Source organism: Rhodococcus sp. BP-316 (assembly GCF_019836105.1).
Classification (GTDB): Bacteria; Actinomycetota; Actinomycetes; order Mycobacteriales; family Mycobacteriaceae; genus Rhodococcoides.
This window is the reverse complement of the sequence record NZ_JABUEE010000008.1, coordinates 226,115-249,973: the sequence shown is the minus strand read 5'-3', so window position 1 is coordinate 249,973 and position 23,859 is coordinate 226,115. Positions and strand designations below refer to the sequence as shown.

The 23,859-nt window shown below is 68.9% G+C and carries 17 protein-coding genes; 12 read left to right on the top strand and 5 right to left on the bottom strand.

Annotated elements, in window-relative coordinates:
• The 6 genes from HQ312_RS16920 (at window position 1) to HQ312_RS16895 (ending at window position 6,283) form a co-directional block, all read left to right on the top strand.
• Window positions 1-984, top strand: coding sequence for an ABC transporter permease (locus HQ312_RS16920; protein ID WP_231476222.1), 984 nt, complete (start codon window positions 1-3; stop codon window positions 982-984).
• A complete protein-coding gene (locus HQ312_RS16915) occupies window positions 981-2,000 on the top strand; it encodes an ABC transporter ATP-binding protein (protein ID WP_027504708.1) in 1,020 nt (339 codons plus the stop codon). The genes HQ312_RS16920 and HQ312_RS16915 overlap by 4 nt, the downstream gene beginning before the upstream one ends.
• The gene (locus tag HQ312_RS16910; protein ID WP_308123919.1) at window positions 1,972-3,003 is read left to right on the top strand and encodes a dipeptide ABC transporter ATP-binding protein; all 1,032 of its coding nucleotides are present in this window, start codon (window positions 1,972-1,974) and stop codon (window positions 3,001-3,003) included. Before HQ312_RS16915 ends, HQ312_RS16910 begins: the two co-directional genes overlap by 29 nt.
• A 10-nt stretch (window positions 3,004-3,013) precedes the next feature.
• Window positions 3,014-3,730 (top strand): sulfite exporter TauE/SafE family protein, encoded by a 717-nt coding sequence (locus HQ312_RS16905; protein ID WP_222631617.1) that lies wholly within the window; start codon window positions 3,014-3,016, stop codon window positions 3,728-3,730.
• 268 nt (window positions 3,731-3,998) lie between these two features.
• On the top strand, window positions 3,999-5,312 hold the full coding sequence (locus HQ312_RS16900) for an enolase C-terminal domain-like protein (RefSeq protein WP_222639589.1): 1,314 nt from the start codon (window positions 3,999-4,001) through the stop codon (window positions 5,310-5,312).
• Window positions 5,309-6,283 carry a 2-hydroxyacid dehydrogenase gene (locus tag HQ312_RS16895; RefSeq protein ID WP_222639433.1) on the top strand — a complete coding sequence of 325 codons (975 nt, stop codon included), beginning with the start codon at window positions 5,309-5,311 and terminating at the stop codon, window positions 6,281-6,283. Before HQ312_RS16900 ends, HQ312_RS16895 begins: the two co-directional genes overlap by 4 nt.
• Before the next feature lie 58 nt (window positions 6,284-6,341).
• Here HQ312_RS16895 and HQ312_RS16890 read toward each other — a convergent pair whose 3' ends face one another.
• Both HQ312_RS16890 and HQ312_RS16885 read right to left on the bottom strand, forming a co-directional pair.
• A complete protein-coding gene (locus HQ312_RS16890) occupies window positions 6,342-7,472 on the bottom strand; it encodes an acyl-CoA dehydrogenase family protein (protein WP_222639430.1) in 1,131 nt (376 codons plus the stop codon).
• 11 nt (window positions 7,473-7,483) lie between these two features.
• Window positions 7,484-8,659 (bottom strand): acyl-CoA dehydrogenase family protein, encoded by a 1,176-nt coding sequence (locus HQ312_RS16885; RefSeq protein WP_027504702.1) that lies wholly within the window; start codon window positions 8,657-8,659, stop codon window positions 7,484-7,486.
• Between the two features lie 98 nt (window positions 8,660-8,757).
• Here HQ312_RS16885 and HQ312_RS16880 point away from each other — a divergent pair, with 98 nt between their 5' ends.
• Window positions 8,758-9,369: a histidine phosphatase family protein gene (locus HQ312_RS16880; RefSeq protein WP_056441939.1), complete on the top strand. Its 612-nt coding sequence runs from the start codon at window positions 8,758-8,760 to the stop codon at window positions 9,367-9,369.
• Between the two features lie 4 nt (window positions 9,370-9,373).
• On the opposite strand, the gene HQ312_RS22250 is transcribed toward HQ312_RS16880, so the two are convergent.
• On the bottom strand, window positions 9,374-11,665 hold the full coding sequence (locus HQ312_RS22250; protein WP_222639428.1) for a bifunctional diguanylate cyclase/phosphodiesterase: 2,292 nt from the start codon (window positions 11,663-11,665) through the stop codon (window positions 9,374-9,376).
• A 431-nt stretch (window positions 11,666-12,096) separates the two neighbouring features.
• Here HQ312_RS22250 and HQ312_RS16870 point away from each other — a divergent pair, with 431 nt between their 5' ends.
• Complete coding sequence (locus HQ312_RS16870) at window positions 12,097-13,383, top strand: MFS transporter (protein WP_081821135.1); 1,287 nt, start codon at window positions 12,097-12,099, stop codon at window positions 13,381-13,383.
• 42 nt (window positions 13,384-13,425) lie between these two features.
• Here the strand turns inward: HQ312_RS16870 and HQ312_RS16865 are convergent, their stop codons facing one another.
• On the bottom strand, window positions 13,426-15,120 hold the full coding sequence (locus tag HQ312_RS16865; protein WP_051613107.1) for a DEAD/DEAH box helicase: 1,695 nt from the start codon (window positions 15,118-15,120) through the stop codon (window positions 13,426-13,428).
• A gap of 146 nt (window positions 15,121-15,266) precedes the next feature.
• Between HQ312_RS16865 and HQ312_RS16860 the strand changes: the two genes are divergently transcribed.
• Both HQ312_RS16860 and HQ312_RS16855 read left to right on the top strand, forming a co-directional pair.
• Complete coding sequence (locus tag HQ312_RS16860) at window positions 15,267-17,057, top strand: long-chain fatty acid--CoA ligase (protein WP_027504699.1); 1,791 nt, start codon at window positions 15,267-15,269, stop codon at window positions 17,055-17,057.
• A 122-nt stretch (window positions 17,058-17,179) separates the two neighbouring features.
• Window positions 17,180-18,754: a molybdopterin-dependent oxidoreductase gene (locus HQ312_RS16855; protein WP_222639426.1), complete on the top strand. Its 1,575-nt coding sequence runs from the start codon at window positions 17,180-17,182 to the stop codon at window positions 18,752-18,754.
• Between the two features lie 2 nt (window positions 18,755-18,756).
• Here the strand turns inward: HQ312_RS16855 and HQ312_RS16850 are convergent, their stop codons facing one another.
• Window positions 18,757-19,368 carry an alpha/beta hydrolase gene (locus tag HQ312_RS16850; RefSeq protein ID WP_222639424.1) on the bottom strand — a complete coding sequence of 204 codons (612 nt, stop codon included), beginning with the start codon at window positions 19,366-19,368 and terminating at the stop codon, window positions 18,757-18,759.
• A gap of 89 nt (window positions 19,369-19,457) precedes the next feature.
• On the opposite strand from HQ312_RS16850, the gene HQ312_RS16845 reads away from it, so the two are divergent.
• Window positions 19,458-20,411, top strand: a complete 954-nt coding sequence (locus tag HQ312_RS16845) for an alpha/beta hydrolase family protein (protein WP_056441924.1) — start codon at window positions 19,458-19,460, stop codon at window positions 20,409-20,411.
• Between the two features lie 30 nt (window positions 20,412-20,441).
• Entirely contained in the window at window positions 20,442-23,855 is a 3,414-nt protein-coding gene (locus HQ312_RS16840; RefSeq protein WP_222639421.1) for a bifunctional RecB family nuclease/DEAD/DEAH box helicase, read from the top strand.
• The last annotated feature ends 4 nt before the right edge of the window (window positions 23,856-23,859 follow it).

Genomic DNA, 23,859 nt, shown 5'->3' with positions numbered 1-23,859 from the left:
ATGACACTCGAAGCAAGCAAGGACAGCTCGGGCGTTCCGGTTCCCCCGGTGCTGCCGCCCACCCCGGACGCCGCGTCCGCGGCGCCCTCGCGCACGACCTCCATGCCGCTGTGGCGTCTGCTGCTGCGGGACCGCGTCGCCACCATCGCGGCGAGCATCCTGGTGCTCGTCTTCCTCACCGCGATCTTCGGTCCCATGCTGGTCGGCGACGCCGCCACCCGTCAGGACCTCGATCGATCCAACCTGGCACCGTTCTCCCTCGACACCGGCTTCATGAACATCCTCGGCACCGATCCGCTCGGCCGCAGCATGCTCGCCCGCCTGATCCTCGCCAGCCGGACCACGCTGTCGGTCGCGATCCCCGCAGTCATCCTGTCCGGCATCATCGGCTCGATCATCGGCATGTGGGCCGGTTACCACCGCGGCTGGCGCGAGACCGCCGCCATGCGCGTCGCCGACGTCATCATGAGCTTCCCGTCGTTGCTGATGGCCGTCGTCGTGCTGTACGTCTTCTCCCCCAGCGCCGCGAACATCGTGCTGATCCTGACCATCACCCGCATCCCGATCTACCTCCGCACGGCCCGCGCCGAGAGCGCGGAACTCCGATCGCGAGTTTTCGTCGACGCGGCCCGCACGTTCGGCGCCGGCAGCGGCGCGGTGATCCGTCGCCACGTGGTGCCGATTCTGCTGCCCACGTTGCTGACCGTCGCCACGCTCGACTTCTGCTTCGTGATGCTGGCCGAGTCGTCGCTCAGCTTCCTCGGCATCGGGATCCAGCCACCCGACATCAGCTGGGGCCTCATGGTGTCCCAGGGCCGCACCTACCTGCAGAGCGCCTGGTGGCTGTCGTTCTTCCCCGGACTCGCGATCGTCATCACCACCGTGTCCGCGACCGTGCTGGCCGCGTGGGCCCGCATCGCCACCGACCCGGCGCAGCGCTGGCGCCTCACCCTCCCGCGTTCGAAGAGAAAGGCACGTCGATGAGTGCTCCCGCTCTCGCCCGCACCGCGCTCGAGGTCGACGGTCTGACCGTCGAGATCCGCACCCCGTCGGGCACCGTGCGTGCCGTCGACGGAGTGTCGTTCAGCGCGAAGCGCGGCCGCACACTCGCACTGCTGGGCGAATCCGGCTGCGGCAAGTCCATGACGGCCCAGGCCCTCGTCGGGTTGCTCGAGCCGATCGCCGACATCGTCGACGGCACCGTCATGCTCGGCGACACCGATCTGGTGACGGCGAACTCCAGGACTCGACGCCGCATCGCCGCCACCGAGCTCGCCATCGTCTTCCAGGACGCGCTGACGGCACTGAACCCCGTCTACACCGTGGGCACACAGTTGGCGGAACCGTTCCGCATCCACCGCGGCATGTCGGCGAAAGCTGCACGTGTCGAGGCGATCTCGCTGATGGAGCGGGTGGGCATCCCGGAGCCCGAGTCGCGCGCCGACTCCTACCCGCACCAGTTCTCGGGCGGTATGCGTCAGCGCCTGCTCATCGCGATGGCCGTCGCCCTGGGGCCCACCGTGCTGCTGGCGGACGAGCCCACCACCGCTCTCGACGTCACCGTGCAAGCGCAGATCATGTCGTTGCTGCGCGACCTGCGCACCGAGCACGACATGGCCGTCATCCTCATCACACACGACCTCGCGCTGGTCGCGGAGGAAGCCGACGACGTCGCCGTCATGTACGCCGGCACCGTCGTCGAGACGGGACCCGTCGCCGAGGTGTTCGGCTCGCCGCAGCATCCGTACACGAAGGGACTGCTCGACTCGGTCCCCGTCGCCACCGTGCGCGGCGAGCACCTCAAGTCCATCGGCGGCACCCCGCCGGATCTGCACTCCATCCCGCCGGGATGCGTGTACCAGGCCCGATGCCCCATCGCGCGCGCCGTCTGCGTCGCGCAGCGCCCCGAGCTCCGCAGTGTCGCCGGCACCAGCCGTGCGACCGCATGCCATTTCCCCGAGGAGGTGTCCGGTGTCCGTTACGACGACAGTGGCGAGTGAGGCCGCGGCCACGCAGGCCGCACCGTTGCTCCAGGTCCGTGGAGTCTCCAAGACGTTCGACGTCGCCGCCGGCAGCGGCGGCCACAAGAAACTGCGGGCACTCGACGGCATCGACCTCGAGCTGCGACGCGGCGAGACCCTCGGCCTCGTCGGTGAGTCCGGTTGCGGCAAGTCCACACTCGCGCGCACGCTGATGATGCTCGAACGACCCGACACGGGCACCGTGTCGTGGGACGGCGTCGACCCGTTCGGCCTCAAGGGCAAGGAACTGCTCGCGTGGCGTCGTCGGATCCAGATGGTCTTCCAGGACCCGTACGGATCGCTCAACTCGAGGATGTCGGCGGCGGAGATAATCTCGGAGCCGTGGCACACGCATCGCACGATGTACAAGACCAAGCGCGACCGCGCCGCCCGCGTCCGGGAGCTGCTGCACCTCGTCGGTCTGCGTCCCAGCGACGAGCACCGCTACCCGCAGGAGTTCTCCGGTGGTCAGCGCCAGCGTCTCGGCATCGCCCGGGCCCTGGCACTCGACCCGAGTGTCGTGGTGTGCGACGAGCCCGTCTCGGCCCTCGACCTCTCGGTCCAGGCGCAGGTGCTGAACCTGCTCTCGGATCTGCAGAAGGAGCTCGGCATCAGCTACGTCTTCATCTCGCACGACCTGTCGGTGGTGCGACACGTCGCCGACCGGGTCGCCGTGATGTACCTCGGCCGGATCATCGAGACCGGGCCGACCGACGACGTCTTCGACCATCCCACGCACCCGTACACCGAGGCGCTGATGTCGGCAGCCCCGACGCTGGATCCCTCGACCCGGCGTTCGCGCATCCTCCTGGAGGGCGAGGTACCGTCGCCTCTGAACCCGCCGTCGGGCTGCCGTTTCCGCACGCGCTGCGCGCACGCGACGGACGTCTGCGCCACGGGCATCCCCCCGTCGGTCGGGCGTCTCGGGAACCTGCACATCGCCGAGTGCCACCACCCGAGATCGGACGCCGTGGTCGTATGACCGTGCTCGCGTGACCGGCCTCGAATGGCTGGTCGTGGGCGTCGCGATCTTCACGGCGTCGTGTCTCCAGTCGTCGATCGGCTTCGGGATGGGGATGGTCGCGGCGCCCGTCCTGGCCATCATCGATCCGCGGATGGTGCCCGGCACGATCATCCTGCTCGCCACCGCGCTCACCGCGCTGGTGGTGGTGCGGGAGCGCACGAGCATCGACGTGCGCGGGGCCGGCTGGGCACTGGTGGGACGGGTGCCCGGCGTGATCGCCGGCGCCGCGCTGCTCGTCGTGCTGCCCGAGCGGGGAGTCTCCATCATGCTCGGCGCAGTGGTGCTGTTCGGCGTCGTGGCCACGGCGATCGGCTGGTCGCCGACACCGCGACGCGGATCGCTCATGACCGCGGGCGCCGCGTCCGGACTGCTCGGCACGGCCACCTCCATCGGCGGGCCACCCATGGCGCTGATCTGGAGCGGCAGCAGCGGCGCCGCGTTGCGCAGCACCATGAGCGGCTTCTTCCTGATCGGCTCCCTGATGTCGCTCGCCGCGCTGGGGGTCACCGGCTCCCTCGACGCGCACTCCCTGGCGACCGGCGCCCTGCTCCTGCCCGTCGTCGCACTCGGGTACGTGGCCTCGCGCTGGGTGAACCGCGTACTCGACCGTCGTCGGCTGCGATGGGTGTCCATCGTCGTCTCGGCGGGTGGTGCGCTCGTGCTGCTGGTCGATGCGGTGGTGTGAGGTGTGCGGTTGCGGTGGGTGCAGCGCTGGCGCTTCCGGGAGCGCACACACCCTCTGATGAGCGCACACCCGCTACAGCAGACTGGACGGGGTGTGCGCTTCATGGCAGATGTGCGCACTCGGCACCGGCACACTCGATCAATACTCACCCTGCATCGCTGCATCCACAAATGGTGTTGGACGGGAATGAATCACCCGTCCTAGGCTCGTCGACGTGAGCACCGTCACCGAGGTCCGAACCTCCCATGCCACGCCCGTCGTCACCGCGATGCGCGTCGTTCCCGTCGCCGGCCACGACAGCATGCTGCTGAATCTCAGCGGCGCCCATGCACCGTTCTTCACCCGGAACCTGGTCGTGCTGACCGACTCCGACGGGCGCACCGGTGTGGGCGAGGTGCCGGGTGGCGAGCCCATCCGCCGCTGCCTGGAGGACGCCCGCGTCCTCGTCGAGAACGCCTCGGTCGGCAACTACCACTCCGTGCTCAACGCGATGCGCCGCGCGTTCGCGGACCGCGACTCCGGTGGACGCGGCGCCCAGACCTTCGATCTGCGGATCGCCGTGCACGCCGTGACGGCCGTCGAGAGCGCACTGCTCGATCTGCTCGGCCAGCACCTGGGTGTGAGCGTCGCGGCCCTGCTCGGCGACGGCCGCCAGCGCGACCGAGTGCAGGCGCTCGGGTATCTCTTCTTCCTCGGCGACCGGAACAAGACGGATCTCGCGTACCGCGCACCCTCGGACGAGGGCAGTTCCGCCGACGCCTGGTCCCGTCTGCGCCACGAGGAGGCACTGTCGCCCGACGCCGTAGTGGCGTTGGCCGAAGCCGCACAGGCGAAGTACGGCTTCCAGGACTTCAAGCTCAAGGGCGGCGTACTCCCCGCAGCGCAGGAGGCCGACGCGGTCCGTGCGCTCGCGGAACGATTCCCCTCTGCGCGGATCACCCTGGACCCCAACGGCGGATGGCTCCTGAAGGACGCGATCGAGACGTGCCGTGGTCTGCGGGACGTTCTCGCCTACGCGGAGGATCCCGTCGGGCCCGAGGGCGGATTCTCCGGGCGCGAGGTGATGGCCGAGTTCAAGCGCGCGACCGGCCTGCCCACCGCCACCAACATGATCGCCACCGACTGGCGCGAGATGGGACACACCATTCGATCCGGCGCCGTCGACATCCCGCTCGCGGATCCCCATTTCTGGACGATGAACGGATCGGTCCGCGTCGCGCAGCTGTGCGACGCCTGGGGTCTGACGTGGGGATCGCACTCCAACAACCACTTCGACGTCTCGCTCGCCATGTTCACGCACGTCGCAGCTGCCGCTCCCGGTGAGATCACCGCCATCGACACGCACTGGATCTGGCAGGACGGCCAGCGCATCACGACGAATCCGTTCCCCATCGTGGGCGGGTACCTCACCGTCCCCGACGTGCCGGGTCTCGGAGTGACCCTCGACATGGAGCGCGTCGAGGCCGCACACGAGCTGTACCAGCGCGAGGGCCTCGGGGCCCGAGACGATGCGGTCGGCATGCAGTACCTGGTGCCGAACTGGACCTTCGACAGCAAGCGCCCCTGCCTGCAGCGCGCATGAAGGTCGTCGTCGCGGACCGCAACCTCCTCCCGCATCGGGACGCCGTCGAGGCGGGGATGCCGGACGTCACCGTCGTGTCGTGGCACGAACGCTTCGACGAGGACGCGCTCGTCGCCGACCTCGCCGATGCGGACGTCCATGTCGGGGGCCGGGTCACCGAGGCCATGGCGCAGGCGGGCCGGGGCCTGCGACTCGTCCAGGTCGCGGGAGCCGGCGTCGACAACGTCGCCCGTGCGGCCCTTCCATCGACCACACTGCTGGCCAACACGTTCCACCACGAGGACTCCATCGCGGAGTACGTGCTCGCGTCTGCGGTGCTGTTGCGGCGTGGCTTCCTGACGCAGGATCACGCACTGCGACAGGGTGTCTGGTCGACCTCGGTGTACGACGACACGCTGCCCCAGCCGTCCGCGACGGCGGGCGCCCGCGTGGGCCTCGTCGGCTTCGGCCACATCGGGCAGCGCTCGTGGTCGCTGCTGCGCACCCTCGGCTGCTTCGGCGCCGCCGTGACCGGACGCGGAGCCGTCGACGTGGCCGCTCACGGCCTGGACTGGGCCGGCGATGCCACGGAACTTCCGCGGCTGATGGCGGAGTCGGACATCGTCGTCGTCTCGGCACCTCTCTCCGCGGCGACGACCGGCATGATCGGCGCGGACGAGCTCCGCGCGCTGGGGCCGGCGGGAGTCCTGATCAACGTCGGCCGCGGGCCGCTGGTGCAGGAGCGGCCGCTACACGACGCGCTGGCGACCGGCGAGCTCGGCGCCGCGGCCATCGACGTCTGGTACAGCTACCCCGGCCCGGACGGGCGAGGCGAGCCGAGTGCACTCCCGTTCGGAAGCCTGCCGAACGTGCTGATGACGCCGCACTCGTCCGGCATCACGCGCCGAACGTTCGAGGGCCGCTGCCGCGACATCGTCGCCAACATCCGGCATCTCGCCGGCGGGACCCCGCTGATCAACCTGGTCGGCTGACCCCGAACAGGACGAAGGCCGGTCACCACGCGGGCGACCGGCCTTCGTCGAGGCGGTGCTAGGAGACGCCGAGCATCTCGTGATCCTTCAGCGACGACGTGATCACCCGGAGGTGGTCATCGACCCCGCCGAGCGTGTGCTCGATGGCCGTGAGACGCGAGAAGTAATGTCCCACAGGGTATTCGTCCGTCACCCCGATTCCGCCGTGCAGCTGGATCGACTCCTGGCCGATCTGCCGGGCGGAGCGTCCGATCTGCAGCTTCGCCCGCGACGCGACCGTGGGATCCGGAGATCCGTCGGCCAGCGACATCGTCGCGTAGAGCGCCATGCTGCGTGCCAGTTCGAGCTGCACGTACATGTCCGCAGCGCGGAACGTCAGTGCCTGGAACTTGGCGAGCGGCACACCGAACTGCTTGCGCTGCTTCAGGTACTCCGTGGTGAGTCGCAGCGACTCCTCCATCGCACCGAGCGCCTCGGCAGCGAGAGCCGCCTGCGCACGGACGTTGGACGCCACGATGGCGGCACTGGCGTCGCCGCCGTCACCGAGCGGTTCGCCCGCGACGTCCGACAGCTCGAGCGACGCGCCGCGCAGTCCGTCGTGGGTGCGGTAGGTCTTGCGCGTGAGTCCCTCGGCATCGGCCGCGACCAGGAACAGGCCCACGCCGCCGCCGGGCAGCGCCGCGCTGATCACGAAGTGATCGGCGCAGTCACCGTGCAGCACAGGGTTCTTCACACCCGAGAGTGCCCACGAGCCACCGTCCTCGGTGGCCGACGTCGACACCTCGGCCGCCGGCCAGCGGGTGCCCGGCTCGGAATGCGCGAATGCGAGAAGGGTCTGCCCCTCCGCCACGCCCGGCAGGATGCGCTGACGCTGATCGGTCGATCCGACCTCGGTGATGAGACCACCCGGAATCAGCACGCAGTCCAGCAGCGGCTCGGGTGCGAGGCGGCGACCGATCTCGGTCATGACCGCGAAGGTCTCGACCGGTCCGGCGTCCATGCCGCCGTCGTCCTCGGCGAAACTGAGGCCGAGCAGGCCCAGCTCGGCGAACTGCTTCCAGACCGATTCGGTCCAGCCGCGCTCGCTCTCCACCGCTGCCTTGCGCTTCTCGTTGTCGTAACTGCGGGCGAGCACGTCACGCACCGTGTCGCGCAGCAGCTTCTGTTCTTCGTCCAGTTCGAACTGCATGTCGTGCGCTCCTAGAGACCGAGAATGCCGGACGCGATGATGGTGCGCTGCACCTCGTTCGAGCCGCCGTAGATGGATGTCTTGCGGAAGTTCAGGTAGGTCGGGGTCGCACGCTGCGCCCAGACCGGTGTCGGCGAGTCCTCTCCGGCCGCGAACGGGAGCGAGTCCGGTCCCGCCACGTCGGTGAGGATCTCGGTGGCCAGCTGCTGCAGCTCGCTGCCCCGGAGCTTGAGCACCGACGACGCCGGGTTCTCCTTGCCGGAGACGTAGCTGGAGACGATGCGCAGCTGGGTGAGCTCGAGTGCGAGCACCTGGTTCTCGAGCTCGGCGAACCGAGCGGCGAAGACCGGATCGTCGAGCAGCGTGCCGGTCCCGACCGTGGTCTCGGCCGCGAGCGCCTTGGCCTGCGCCAGCTTGGTCTTGGTGAAGCCGAGTCGCGTGATGCCGGTGCGCTCGTTGCTCAGCAGGAACTTGGCGTAGGTCCAGCCGGCGTTCTCCTCGCCGACGAGGTTCTCGACGGGGACGCGGACGTCCTCGAACCAGACCTCGTTGACCTCGTGGCCGCCGTCGATCAGCTTGATCGGGCGCACGGTGATGCCGGGGGTCTTCAGGTCGACCAGGATGAACGAGATACCGGCCTGCTTCTTCGGCGCGTCCGGGTTGGTGCGCGCCAGCACGAAGATCCAATCGGCGTACTGGCCGAGCGTGGTCCACGTCTTCTGACCGTTGATGACGTACTCGTCACCGTCGCGCAGAGCGACCGTGCGCAGCGACGCGAGGTCCGATCCCGCCTCGGGCTCGGAGAAGCCCTGGCACCACCAGATGTCGAGGTTCTGCGTGGGCGGGAGGAACTTCTGCTTCTGCTCCTCGCTGCCGAAGGTCGCGATGACGGGCCCCACCATCGAGATGTTGAAGGCCAGGGGCTCGGGCACCGACGCGAGCTGCAGCTCGTCCAACCAGATGTGGTGCTGCATCGGGGTCCAGTCCTTGCCACCCCATTCGACGGGCCAGTGCGGGCTCGCCATGCCGTGCTTGTTCAGGATCTGCAGCGTCGTGATCATGTCCTCGCGCTCGAGTTCCTCGCCTGCCGCGTTGCGCTCGCGGATATCGGCAGGGATCTCGGTACGGAAGAAAGTTCGCATCTCGTCGCGGAACGCAGCTTCCTCATCGGTGAGTGCCAGGTTCATCTGTGACCTTTCGAAGTCCTTCGCTGATCTCTAGCACCGTACTCTCCGGTAACCAGGCTCGGACAGGGGTGCCGTCGACCGATATTCTGGGCCCGACCATGACCGATCACCTCGACTCCCGGGCGCGGAGCACCTCTGTCCGAGTGGCCCTCGTGCGCCACGGCGAGACCGACTGGAACGTCGAGGGGCGTCTGCAGGGCTCCTCCGACATCCCGCTCAACGACATCGGGCGCAGCCAGGCCCGGACCGCGGCCGCCGCGCTGGCCGACGACTCGTGGGACACCCTCGTCAGCTCGCCGCTCTCGCGGGCGTCGGAGACCGCCGACATCATCGGCCACGTCATCGGGCTCACCCGCTCGGCCGACCACGAGGACCTGATGGAACGTCGCTTCGGACGTGCCGAGGGCATGACCGGCTACGAGGCGTGGGCGTACTGGCCCGACGGTGACTACCCGGGCGCCGAGTCGCACGAGGCGCTCGCCGAGCGGGGGCGTCGTCGACTCGACCTGCTGGCCGACGAGAACCCCGGCAGGTCCCTCGTCGCCGTGGCACACGGCGGCATCATCCGGGCCGTGCTGAGGTCCATCACCGGCCACCCTGCGCCGCGCATCGCGAACGCCGGCGTGAGCGTCGTCGTCCGCGACGACGACGGCTGGTCGGTCCGCACCGTCAACTCGATCCCGGTCCGCCACGGCCGACGGCTCCGCTGACGCGTCAGGAGAGGAACGTCTCCACGGGCGCGGGGCGGCCGTAGAGGTACCCCTGCGCGTACGTGCAGCCGAGTTCGGTGACGATGCGCTCCTGCTCCGTCGTCTCCACGCCCTCGGCGACGGTGCGCATGGTCAGCGCGGTGGCCATGGCCTCGATGGCCGTCACGATGGACACCGACGCGTCGTCGACCGGGACGCGGTCGATGAACGACTTGTCGATCTTGATGACGGTGATGGGCAGATCTCGTAGGCGACCGAGCGAGGAGTACCCCATCCCGAAGTCGTCGAGCACCAGCACGATGTCCTGCTCGGCGAGACGCGCGAGGACCCGATTGGCCACCACCGGATCGGCGATGAGGGCACTCTCGGTCACCTCGAGCCCGAGCACCGACCCGTCCAGACCGTGCGACGCCAGCAGGTCCGCGACGACCTCCGGGAGCCGCTCGTCACGCAGCTGCAGCACGGAGAGGTTCACCGACATCGACATGCGCGGCGCTCCCGCCGCCCGCAGTCGCACCAGATCGCCCAGAGCCGTGTCGAGTACCCAGGTCCCGATCTCGGAGATCATGTTGGTGGCCTCGGCGACCGGGATGAACTCGTCCGGCCCCACCCAGCGGCCGCGATGCTTCCACCGCACCAGGGCCTCGTAGACCAGCACGTCGTGGGTCCGCAGCGACACGATGGGTTGGTAGTGCACCGCCATCTCCCCGCGCGCGACCGCGCCGCGCAGCGCGCTGCCCAGCTCGACCGACCGGGTCGCCGCGGTGCGCAGGGACTCGTCGAAGAACGCGTAGGCCGCCGGCCCGCGGAACTTGGCGTCGTACATCGCCGTGTCGGCCTCGCGGACCAGATCGTCCGCGAGCCCGGCGGGACCGCAGGACGTCGCGATGCCGATGCTGACACTCACGTACAGCGACGCCACACTCAACTCGAACGGTTCCGCGAACGCGGCCAGGAGCAGTTCCGCGAGTTCCTCGGCACGGGCCCGGTCACAGTGCGCCACCACCACGAACTCGTCGCCGGCGTACCGCACCACGTCCTCGTCGGCGGAGACCACGCGCCGGATGCGCTGCGCCGCCGCCTGGATGAGCTCGTCGCCCGCGCGGTGGCCGTACGAGTCGTTGACGACCTTGAAGTTGTCGAGGTCCGCGAACAGCACGGTGGTGGCCGACGCCGACGAGGACGGCCTCCGCGCAGCGCGTTCCAGGATCGACTCGAGCATGGACCGATCGGGGAGACCGGTGAGCGAATCGTGGGTGGCGTCGTGGCGGGCCTTGTCCTCGCTGCGCTGCACCCGGCTCAGCGCCCGCTCACCGCGGACGAACATTCCCACCAGGATCACGGCCAGAAAGGTCGAGCGGACCACCACGTCCGCGGTCCCCACCGCGTCGCCGACGAGCGGCAGCGCGGCGCAGGTGGCGACGAGCGCGACGGACACCGTCATCCGCTGCCGGGTGAGCGCGGCCGTCACACCTCCCGCGCGACCCACCCACGCCATCGACGGATGCAGCGACGCGGCGGCCAGCAGGACGAACGCGAGCAGATACATCGCGTCGAGGACGACCGCGGGCGGGGCGACCGAGCGGGCCGTCGCGATCGCGTAGCCGAGATCGCCGACGATGGTGACGAGCAGTGCGGCGACGAGGAGAACCAGGGACACGTTGAAGCGGCTCTTCGACAACAGCAGGAAGAACGCCATCGTGAACAGGCCGGCGTCGATCGCGGGGAACAGCCCGTTGAGCACCACGGACGGCACGTCCCGCGTGGTCGAGAGGACCGGAGCCACCAGCAGCACCCAGGACACGAACGTCATGCCCAGCGTGACCAGGACCGCGTCGATGATGGTCGGGGTGGGCCGCGAGTTGCCCCCTCGCCGCGACCAGCCGACGATGCCGAGGACGAGCAGCAGGTAGCCGAGCAACACCAGTACCTCCGGCAGCAGCCGGATCGCCGAGGGCAGGTCCGCGCGCACGCTCCGCGCGGACAGGCCCACCAGGAAGGACGTCGCCGCGCCGAGCATGCACCGCCAGGCGTACGTGTCGGTCGGGCTGTTGCGCCGCAGGCCGACCAGGACCACGACCATGCAGCCGATGGCGCCCACCGCGAAGACGCCGGTCCGGATCGATGCGGGCACGATCAGGTAGACGGCCAGCACCACGGCGGCCACCGTGAACGACGCCGCCAGGTAGCGCCCCGGCGACCGGACGGGCCCACCGAGGCGCGATCGGTCCAGCGCCGCAGCGGTCAGTCGTGGGGGAACGGGCGTCGACACCATCGACTCGTCCTCCTCGACCACCGCGCGTGAGCGTGTCCCCCGAACCACGACCTGTCCGACCACAATCTATCCGTCCACAACCTAGCTGAGCAGTGGAAAGACGAGCAGCGCCGAGGCAGCAGTCATGCCTGCGCGGACGGCGCCGAGGCTGCCGACAGTGCCCGAGATCGGATGCCGCCGCTCCCGCGCCGCGACACTGACGACGACGGTCCGTGCGAGGACCAGGTGAGAGGTGGTTTCCGGTGCCGAACGGCCACTGTCGCGGCAACCCGGGCGCCGTAACGACTCGATAACGAAGAGACCGATCGCCCCTCTCGATGCTGAGGTTCGGCCACGACTTCGGTAGGTCTGGGTGAGTGAGTACTTCCGAATCAGGTTCTGTCGACAACCCGACACCGGCGCTGAAGGACGCTCCGCCCGGGGTTCTCCGGCGCGCGATCGGCGCCTCGGCGATGGGCAACGCGACCGAGTGGTTCGACTACGGCGTGTACGCCTACACGGCCACGTACATCTCCCGCGCGTTCTTCCCGGACGACCTCGAGTCCGCCACCCTGCTGACGCTGGGCATCTTCGCGGTGTCCTTCCTCGTGCGTCCGCTCGGCGGCCTCGTCTGGGGACCACTGGGGGACCGTCTCGGCCGCAAGCACGTCCTCGCACTGACCATCATCCTGATGGGCACCGCGACCTTCCTCATCGGTGTCATCCCGAGTTACGCCTCGATCGGCTTCTGGGCACCGGTTCTGCTGGTGATCCTGCGGATGATCCAGGGCTTCTCCACCGGCGGTGAGTACGGCGGCGCAGCCACCTTCATGGCCGAGTACTCCCCCGACCGCAAGCGCGGCTTCTACGGCAGCTTCCTCGAGTTCGGCACACTCGGCGGCTTCTCCCTCGGCGCCCTCGTGGTGCTGGCCGTCGACCTGCTCTCCACCGACGCGTTCATGGACACGTGGGGCTGGCGCCTGCCGTTCTTCGTCGCCGGGCCGCTGGCGCTCATCGGGCTCTACATGCGGTCCAAGCTCGAGGACACCCCGGTGTTCCGTGAACTCGAGAACGAGGACGCGGTGGAGCACAAGACGTCCACCCAGTTCCGCGAACTGATCGCCACCTACTGGCGACCGATCCTCACGCTTATGGGCCTCGTCGTCGCGCTCAACGTCTGCAACTACACCCTGCTGAGCTACATGCCGACCTATCTGGAGAGCCGGATCGGCCTGTCGAGCACGTCGTCGCTGTTCCTCGTCGTCATCGGGCAGTTCGCCATGATGCTCGTCATTCCGTTCGCCGGAGCACTGTCGGACAAGGTGGGGCGCAAGCCACTGTGGCTCGTCTCGATGGTCGGACTGCTGATCTTCGCGATCCCGATGTACATGCTGATGACGGTCAACTTCGGCTGGGCCATCGTCGCGTTCACCGTGCTGGGCCTGCTCTACGTCCTGCAGCTCTCGACCATCTCGGCGACGTTCCCGGCCATGTTCCCGACGCACGTCCGGTTCGCCGGCTTCGCCATCGCCTACAACGTGTCGACCTCGTTGTTCGGTGGCACGGCGCCGGCGGCCAACGAGTGGCTCGTCGAACGGACCGGCAACGATCTCGTCCCGGCGTTCTACATGATGGGCGCCTGCGTCGTCGGACTGATCGCACTGCTCTTCGTCGCCGAGACGGCGGGCGCGTCGATCCGCGGCCGCGGAGTCCCCGGCGTCGACACCGACGCGCATCCCTCGGCGTTGCAGAAGAGCTGATGCACCGCACCCCCGCGAGAATCTCGCGGGGGTGCGCTGGTGTCAGTGCTTGCCGCGGGGCGGTCCGCCGTCGCGCTGCAGCTGAATGAGCACGCCGCTGATCCTGGTGCGGCGCAACGCTTCCAACGTCTCGTCCGCGAGATCCGCCGGGAGCTCGACCAGGCTGTGATCCGGCCGGATGCTGATGTGCCCGAAGTCGCTGCGCCGCAGCCCGCCCTCGTTGGCGATGGCACCGACGATGGCACCGGGCGCCACCTTGTGCCGCTTGCCGACGCTGATCCGGTACACCGCCAGATCCTGATCGCCCTTGCGAGACTTGCGCAACGGCGGTGCGTCCCGATCGTCGAACTTGCGCTCGGGGCGCTCGCGCTTCTCCCGCGGCGGGGGCGGCGGCTCGGGCGACATGAGAAACGCGTCGCCGTCCCGCGACTGCGTCGCCAGCGCCGCGGCGATGTCCGCGAGCGGCACGTCGTGCTCGCGCTCGTAGTCCTCGATGAGTCGACGGAACAGCCCGAGCGACGTCGAGGACAGCGACTGGGTGATGGAGTCGGCGAACTTGGCCACGCGCTGCGCGTTGACGTCGTCGACGCTCGGCAGCTGCATCTCGGTGATGGGCTGCCGCGTCGCCTTCTCGATGGCCTTGAGCAGATGACGCTCCCGCGGCGCGACGAACAGCAGCGCCTCGCCCGCGCGCCCGGCGCGACCGGTCCGCCCGATGCGGTGCACGTAAGACTCGGTGTCGTGCGGGATGTCGTAGTTGACGACGTGCGAGATCCGCTCGACGTCGAGACCGCGGGCCGCGACGTCGGTGGCGACGAGCACGTCGAGCGCACCGTTCTTGAGCTGACCGATGGTCCGCTCGCGCTGGGCCTGCACGATGTCACCGTTGATGGCGGCGGCCGAGTAGCCCCGCGCCCGCAATTTCTCGGCGAGCTCCTCCGTGGCCTGCTTGGTGCGGACGAAGATGATCATCGCCTCGAAGTCCTCGACCTCGAAGATCCGCGTCAACGCGTCGAGCTTGCGCTGATGCGCCACCTGCACGTACCGCTGCGTGATGTTGGGGGCGGTGGACGTCTTCGTCTTCACCGTGATCTCGACCGGATCGTGCAGGTACTGCTGCGAGATCTTGCGGATCGCCGACGGCATGGTGGCCGAGAACAGCGCCACCTGCTTGTACTCGGGGGTGTCCGCGAGGATGCGCTCGACGTCCTCCTGGAATCCCATCTTCAGCATCTCGTCGGCCTCGTCGAGCACGAGGTACTCGAGGTGCGACAGGTCCAGCGTGCCCTTCTCGAGGTGGTCGATGACGCGACCGGGCGTGCCGACGACGATGTGGGCGCCGCGCCGCAGACCGGAGAGTTGGATGCCGTACGCCTGCCCGCCGTAGATGGGCAGGATGTGCAGGCCCTCGATGTGGGTGGCGTACTTGCCGAACGCCTCGGCCACCTGGATGGCCAGCTCGCGGGTGGGCGCGAGGACCAGCGCCTGCGGCACCCGGTTGGCGACGTCGAGGCGCGAGAGGATCGGCACGGCGAACGCGGCGGTCTTGCCGGTGCCGGTCTGCGCGAGGCCGACGACGTCGTTCCCGGCCATCAACGGCGGGATGGTGGCTGCCTGAATGGGCGACGGCGTCTCGTACCCGACGTCTGCGAGGGCCTTCAGCACACGCTCGTCGATACCGAGATCGACGAACGAGGGGGTGTCGGTGGACACCGTTTCCGACTCGGAAGTGCTCATGTGCACCAGAGTCTAGTCCAGCGACCACCTGCAGAACGACAACTGTTCGAACAGGACAAAGCGGATACGGCACTACGATCACCGCAGCATCGCTTCATGTGATCCAATACACAACAAACCTGCTGCTACTGGAAGGTACAGACACCGTGCACGAATACTCGGTACCCGCGTCCTACACGATCCCGGACGACGTCTCGATGGCCGACACCGTGTTCCGCTACGCGAGCGAGACCCCGGAGTGGGTGGCGTTCCAACGGCGAGTCGGCGGCTCGTGGAAGGACGTCACGGCGCGCACGTTCGCCGACGAGGTCGCGGGCGTGGCCAAGGGCCTCATGGCCTCCGGCATCGAGTTCGGTGACCGCGTCGCCATCATGGCCGGCACCCGCTACGAGTGGGTCGTGCTCGACTACGCGATCTGGACCGCCGGTGGCTGCACCGTGTCCATCTACGAGACGTCCGCAGCCGATCAGGCGCAGTGGATCCTCGAGGACTCCGCGACCAAGCTCTTCGTCGTCGAGACCTCCGAACACCTCACCCGCATGAAGGACGTCACCGACAGCGCCGCGGATCTCCGCGAGACGCTGAGCTTCGACGGCGGTGCGATCGACGAGCTCACCACCCGCGGCGCCTCCGTGTCCGACGACGATCTGCACGCCCGTCGTCAGCAGGTGTCCGCGTCGTCGGCCGCCACGCTCATCTACACCTCGGGGACCACCGGCCGCCCGAAGGGTGTCCAGCTCACGCACTCGAACTTCTACGCCGAGACGACGGCCACCCAGGTGGCGCTGCACGACCAGATGACCGAGGGCAAGCGCACCCTGCTGTTCCTCCCGATGGCGCACGTGTTCGCTCGCGCGGTGTCGTTCGGCGCCTTCGAGGCCAAGGTCACGGTGGCGCACACGTCCGACACCACGACGCTCGTCGAGCAGTTCGCCGAGTTCCAGCCCGACTTCATCCTCTCGGTCCCCCGCGTGTTCGAGAAGGTCTACAACTCGGCCAAGCAGAAGGCGCACGACGGCGGCAAGGGCAAGATCTTCGATCAGGCCGCGGACGTCGCGATCGAGTGGAGCATCGCGCAGGACAAGGGCGGCGCCGGCCTGGTGCTCAAGGCGAAGCACACCCTGTTCGACAAGCTGGTCTACTCGAAGCTCCGCGCCGCGCTCGGTGGACGGTGCACCAGTGCGCTGTCCGGCGGCGGCCCCCTCGGCGCTCGACTGGGCCACTTCTTCCGCGGCATCGGCGTTCCGGTGCGTGAAGGCTACGGACTCACCGAGACCAGCGCCGCCGTCACGGTCAACACCACCGACAAGCAGCGCATCGGTTCCGTCGGCCGCCCGCTCGCGGGACACGCCGTGAAGATCGCGGAGGACGGCGAGATCCTGGTGAAGGGTCCCGTCGTGTTCTCGGGGTACTGGCACAACGAGAAGGCCACCGAGGAATCGATCCGCGACGGCTGGTTCCACACCGGTGACCTCGGCTCGCTCGACGACGAGGGCTTCCTCTCGATCACCGGTCGCAAGAAGGAGATCATCGTGACGGCAGGTGGCAAGAACGTCGCGCCCGCCGGCCTCGAGGACTCCATCCGGTCGCACCCGCTGGTCAGCCAATGCCTCGTCGTGGGCGACGCCAAGCCGTTCATCGGGGCGCTCATCACGCTGGATCCCGAGGCTCTGCCCGGCTGGCTCGAGCGTCACGGTCTCGACAAGAGCACGTCCGCGAGTGATCTGACGACCAACGCCGACCTGATCGCCGAGATCGACAAGGCCGTCGACACGGCCAACTCGAAGGTCTCCAAGGCCGAGCAGATCAAGAAGTACACGATCCTGCCCGGTGACTTCACGATCGAGTCGGGAGAACTGACGCCGACCATGAAGCTCAAGCGCAACGTCATCCTGGAGTCGCACGCCACCGAGGTGGCCGACATCTACGGCGGCTGACACTCGTCCGACCCACCCGAGGCGCGCCCGTGAGAACTCCTCACGGGCGCGCCTCGCTCGTTGTGGCTCGTCAACACGCCCACCGGAGCAAGCCGACACTGCCATCGTGACGAATAGCAGTCATGACCACGACGACCACCGAACGCCAGACCTCGGGTGACTCCGCGCGTACGCGCGTCCACCCCTTCGCACGCATGCTCAGCGGAGTGGTCGCCGCCGGCGTCGTGCTCGGCGTGGGCGAGATCCTCTCGCTCCTCTTCAGCTCGGCGTCGTCACCGTTCTTCGCCGTCGGCTCCACCACCGTGGACCGCACGCCCGCGTTCGCCCGCGAGTTCGCGATCGACACCTTCGGCACCAACGACAAGGCCGCCCTGTTCGTCGGCATGTCCATCGGCATCGCGATCATCGCCGCCATCGCCGGCCTGCTCGAGCGCCCGTCCCGTCCCATCGGATCGGTGATCCTGCTGGTGCTCGGTGCCGTCGGCGTCTACGCGGTGCTGCAGCGGCCGACGTCCTCGCTCAGTGATGTCATCCCCACCGTGGTGGGCGTCGTCCTGGGCATCGCGGTCCTGCAAGCCCTCACGCGAGCGCTCGAGGTGCCGGCGGGCACGGTCGACGGGTTCATGCCGCGTCGCAAGTTCCTCGTCCTGTTCGGCGCTGCCGCCGCGGTGGCCGTCGCAGCCGGCACGGTCGGCCGGTACCTCGGCGATCGTGTCGCCGGCGTCGCCGAGGACATCAAGAACTTCCGCCTCCCCACGGTCGCAACCGGCGAGAAAGCCGCCGCCATTCCGGCCGGTACCGACATCGGTGTCGAGGGCGCGACCACCTTCGTCACGCCGAACAACACCTTCTACCGCATCGACACCGCTCTGCAGGTCCCGCAGCTGACCACCGCCGAGTGGCAGCTCAAGATCCACGGCAAGGTCGACCGCGAGATGACGCTGAGCTGGGACGACCTCATGGCTCGCACTCCGATCGAGCGCGTCGTGACGCTGACGTGCGTGTCCAACGAGGTCGGCGGACCGCTCGCCGGCAACGCGACCTGGATCGGGTTCCCCATCAAGGACATCCTCGACGAGGTGGGTGTGCAGGCCGACGCGGACATGCTGCTGTCCACGAGCATCGACGGCATGACCATCGGTTCGCCGGTCGAGGCCCTCACCGACGGCCGCGACGCGATGCTCGCGGTGTCGATGAACGGCGAGCCGCTGCCCGTCGAGCACGGCTACCCGGTGCGTCAGGTCGTGCCCGGTCTGTACGGATTCGTCTCCGCCACCAAGTGGGTCGTCGACTGGGAACTCACGCGCTTCGACGAGGCGACGGCCTACTGGACCGACCGCGGCTGGGGCGACAAGGCACCGATCAAGACGGCGTCACGCATCGACGTGCCGGCCGCCTTCGCCCCCGTCGCACCCGGTCCCGTCCGTGTCGCAGGTACCGCCTGGGCGCAGCAGCGTGGCATCGAGCGCGTCGAGGTCCGTGTCGACAACGGACCGTGGCAGGAGGCGACGCTCGCCGAGCAGTACACGATCGACACCTGGCGCCAGTGGTTCTGGGACTGGGACGCCACTGCGGGCAACCACAACATCCAGGTCCGCGCGACGGATCAGGACGGGAACACGCAGGTCGAGGAGCGCACCCCGCCGATCCCCGGTGGTTCGACCGGGTGGCACACCCGCACCATCATCGTCAGCTGACGTCAGGCGTTCGCGAGGACGTGGTCCGCGGCCGCGTCGGTCACGGTGCGGTGGATCTTCTCGTGCAGCAGGTCGTGTCCGGCGTCGGCGTACTCGCGCAGGGTGATCGTCGGGATGCCGCGCACGAGGTCTCGGACGCCGTCGATCGGCACCATGCGGTCGTCCACACCGTGCAGTGCCAGGGTGGGCGACCGGGTCGCTGCCGTCAGATCCTCGCGGGAGATCGCGCGCGGCGGCATCGCCACCAGCACCACGGCGGGCGCGCCCCCGCCGGTCGCGAGCATCCGCACCGCGGTCGCGGACCCCAGCGAGTGGCCCATCACCGCAGGTCGGTGGCCGGCCTCGACCACGACGTCGAGGAGATGACGTGCGTTCTCCGCCAGCGCGTCGAGGTAGGCGGCGTCGTCGGCCGCCTCTCCTTCGGACAAGCCGTGGCCGATGTGGTCGAGGCCCCAGGTGGCGATGCCGTGTGCTGCCAGGGCAGCGCCGAACCGGTGGTACTGGCCGGTGTGCTGTCCCCGCCCGTGCAGGAACACGAGGGTCGCGGCAGGGTCCTCGGTGGGTCCCCACTGGCGGTAGTGGGCGCGACCTCGGGGTCCTTCGAAGAACGGCATGTGGCCATTGTGGCTGATGTGACTCAATAGTCACCGGTTCGACACAGAACCGAACCCCACGGTTCCCTCCGCCGTGCGAGCATCGGACCATGAGGTTGGTTTTCGTCATCGTCGTCGCCGTCGTCGCGGCTCTTCTCGGGGCGCCCGCCGCCACCGCTGCGGAGCCTGCCCGAGTGGTCGGGGTGCGGCAGCTCTCGCCGACACACTCGGTCGTCGACGTCTACTCCCCCGCCATGAACCGCGTCGTGCCGAACGACGTGCTCCGCCCGGCTCGCGGCGGGTCGCTCCCCACGCTCTACCTTCTCAACGGCGCCCTGGGCAACGAGGACGGAGTCGGCTGGATCAACAACTCCGGCGCCCCGGGATTCTTCGCCGACAAGAACGTCACCGTCGTGCTCCCCATCGGTGGGCGTCTGAGTTTCTACACGGATTGGCTCGCCGACGATCCGATCCTCGGATCCAACAAATGGCAGACCTATCTGACGCAGGAACTGCCCGGCGTCATGGACCAGCACTTCGGCAGTACGCGCCGCAACGCGGTGGCAGGGGTGTCGATGAGCGGCGGTCCGGCACTCGATCTCGCCGTGCAGGCGCCCGGCCTCTACCGTGCCGCGGCGTCCATCAGCGGGTGCCCCGCCTCGTCGAACCCGCTCGCCCAGGCCGCGATCTCGATCATGATCGGCGGCGCCCTGAACAATCCCTTCAACATGTGGGGCCCTCCCGGTGCTCCCGCATGGGCGCAGCACGACCCGTCCCTCCACGCCGACCGCCTCCGCGGAACGGCTGTCTACGCAGGATCCGCGAGCGGTGTTCCCGGCCCCGTCGACCGCATCCCGCCCGGCAGCATTCCCCCGTTCGGTGGAGCAGCCGTCGAAGCCATGGTGAACACGTGCACCGGTATCTTCGCCGACGCGGTGCGGAGGGCGGGCGTGCCTGCGACCATCTCGATGCGCGGCGAGGGCTCGCACAGCTGGGCACTGTTCGAGGACCAGCTGAAGGAAGCGTGGGGCACGACGATCGCACCGGCTCTCGGGACCCGCTGACCTGTCGGCCGGTCTCGTTAGGGTGGCGGCATGTTCGTCACCGGAGACACCCTCGTCCACAGCGCAGGGGACCTCGCGCTGGCGTCCCGGTGCGAGTACGCACTCCTGCGCACGCTCGACGCGAACCTCGGCCGCATCGAGACCGAGCAGGTCGACGACGCGATGTTCGCCCGGCTCGCGCGCCTCGGCAGTCAGCACGAGGCCCGCGAGCTGCTGAGACTGAAGCGCGAGCATCCGGACGGCGTCGTGACCATCGAACGGCCGGCCGAGAGCATCCCGTCCGAGCTGGCCGCCGCCGCACAGGCCACCCTCGCCGCGGCGCAGCAGCGCGTCCCCGTCATCTACCAGGGCACGTTCTTCGACGGCGAGTTTCTCGGGTTCAGCGACTTCCTGATCCACGACCCGTCGACCGACACCTATGCGGTGCACGACACCAAGCTGTCGCGCACCGAGCGCGTCCCGTCGGTCCTGCAGATCGCGGCGTACGCCGACGCGCTCGAGGCTGTCGGAGTTCCCACGTCCGCCACGGGCCACCTCGTCCTCGGTGACGGCACCGACCATCTCGTGCACCTGCCGGACGTCCTCCCCGTCTACCGCCGCGCACGGCGCGAGATGGTGGCCCTGCTGTCCGGCCACCTGACGCAACTGCTCCCGGCATCCTGGGCCGACCTCGACATTCGCGCCTGCTTCCGGTGCGAGCACTGCACCCCCGAGGTCGAGGCACAGCGTGACCTGTTGCTGGTCGCCGGGATGCGCGTCTCCCAGCGGTCCACGTTGCACGCCGCGGGGATCACGACCGTCGACGAGTTGGCCGCACACACCGGTTCCGTCGCGGACCTCTCGGAGCGGTCCCTCGGCACCCTGCGCGCGCAGGCCCTGGCCCAGGTTCAGCAGGAGCAGTCGGGGTCACCGGTGGTCGACGTGCACACCCCGAGTGCTCTCGGCGCACTGCCCGCTCCGGACGAGGGCGACATCTTCTTCGACTTCGAGGGCGACCCGCTGTACGCCGAACGCGGCTCCTCCGACTGGGGGCTCGAGTACCTCTTCGGCGTCATGGAGTCCGACGGCGCGTTCCGGCCGTTCTGGGCCCACGACCGGCACGAGGAGAGGGCCGCCTTCGTCGCCTTCGTCGAGTACGTGCGTGCACGCCGCGAGGCGTTCCCCGGCATGCACGTGTATCACTATGCGGCATACGAGAAGTCGGCTCTGCTACGTCTGGCCTCGCGGTACGGGGTGTACGAGAACGAGGTCGACGACCTTCTCCGGCAGCAGATCCTCGTCGACCTGTATCCCGTCGTGCGGTCCGCCCTGCGCATCGGCGCACCGAGCTACAGCATCAAGAAGCTCGAACCGCTGTACATGACCGATCACCGCGGCGACGTGGCAGACGCCGTCGCTTCCATCACCGAGTACGCGCGCTGGTGCGATCTGCGCGACCGTGGCGACCTCGACGAGGCGGCCGGCGTCCTCGCCGAGATCGCCGACTACAACGAGTACGACTGCCGCTCCACGCTGGAACTGCGCGACTGGTTGCTCGGTCACGCCGAGCGCGCGGGTGTGGTGCCCCGGGGTCCGCTCGGCGCGGCCGAACCGGTCGACGAGGACCGGGACGCGGTGCGAGACGCCCTGTGGGAGTTTGCCGGTGAACCAGTCTCACGCACGACCGACCAGCAGGCGATCGCCCTGCTCGCGGCCGCCGTCGGATATCACCAGCGCGAGGACAAGCCGTACTGGTGGGCGCACTTCGACCGACTGTCCTCTCCGATGGACGAGTGGGCGGACACCCGCGACGTGTTCATGGTCGAGGAAGTGGAGTCCATGACCGAGTGGGCGACACCGCCCGGCAAGCGGGTCCAGCGGCGCACGAGCGTGGTGCGCGGTGAGTTCGGGCCCGGCAGTGGGCGCGTGGGGTCGAAGGTGACCGTGCTCTACGCGCCGCCTGCTCCGGACTGGATCGCGCCCGACAGACGCGCGAACCCGCAGTATCGCTGGACGATGCCCGGAACGATCGTCGAGGTGTCCGAGGACGGCGCCCACCTCACGCTCGAGGAGTCGCTGTCCAAGGGCGCCGAACCCCACTATGTCGCACCGGTCGCCACGACGCCGGATGCCTTCGTCAACACGACCACGCTGCGGGAGGCCATCGCCGCCACCGCGGCGGAGGCAGCGGATCGCCTTCCCGAGGTCCGCGCCTCGGCCGTGGTCGACCTCCTGCGTCGTGATCCTCCCCGGACCCGGTCCGGCGCACCGCTCGCCGAGGTCGTCGACGAGCAGATCGCTGCGGCCATCACGGCGTCGCTCCTCGATCTCGACGATTCCTACATCGCGGTCCAAGGGCCGCCGGGAACGGGGAAGACCTACACCGGATCGCGAGTGATCGCCGCACTCGCACGCGATCACGGGTGGCGCATCGGAGTGGTCGGCCAGTCGCACTCGGTGATCGAGAACCTTCTCGACGGTGTCGTCGCCGCCGGGCTCGATCCCGAGAGCGTCGCCAAGAAGGGGTCGTCCGACAGCACGCACTCGTGGCTCGGCGTGGACTCGTACTCCGGGTACCTGGCCACACACACCGGCGGATGCGTCGTGGGTGCGACGGCCTGGCCGTTCACCAACCGCAAGGAGTTCGCAGAGCAGGAGCTGGACCTGCTGGTCGTCGACGAGGCGGGCCAGTTCTCGCTCGCCAACACCATTGCGGTGGCGCGGGTGGCACGCAACCTCCTGCTGCTCGGCGATCCGCAGCAGCTGCCGCAGGTGAGCCAGGGCAGCCACCCCGAACCGGTGGACACCTCTGCTCTGGGCTGGCTCGCGGACGGCTCCGACACGCTCCCGGCCGACCTCGGGTACTTCCTGGCCACCACTCGCCGCATGCACCCCGAGCTGTGTTCCGTGGTGTCCGACCTGTCCTACGACGGACGGCTCCGCTCGCACGACACAGTGCTGGGACGGCACCTGGACGGCGTCGACCCGGGAGTGCACACAGTTCTCGTCGACCACGAGCACAACGCGACGTCCTCGCGAGAGGAAGCGGTCGAGATCGTCCGACTGGCACGGTCACTGGTGGGATCGGCCTGGACGTGTGACGGGGAGACACGGCCGCTGGGCGCCTCGGACCTGCTCGTGGTGGCGGCCTACAACGCCCAGGTCGCCACCGTGCGCGCGGCGCTCGACGATGCCGGACTGCACGAGGCCTCGTGCGGCACCGTCGACAAGTTCCAGGGTCGGGAGGCCGCCGTCGTGATCGTGTCCATGGCCGCGTCGGCCCCCGAGGACGTGCCGCGCGGCATGCAGTTCCTGTTGTCGCGCAACCGTATCAACGTCGCCTTGTCGCGGGGGCAGTGGGCCGCGTACGTCGTCCGCTCACCCGCGCTGACGCACTATCTGCCCTCGACACCGGCGGAGCTGTCGTTGGTCGGCGCCTTCATGCGGGTGAGCCCCGACGAGTGATGCC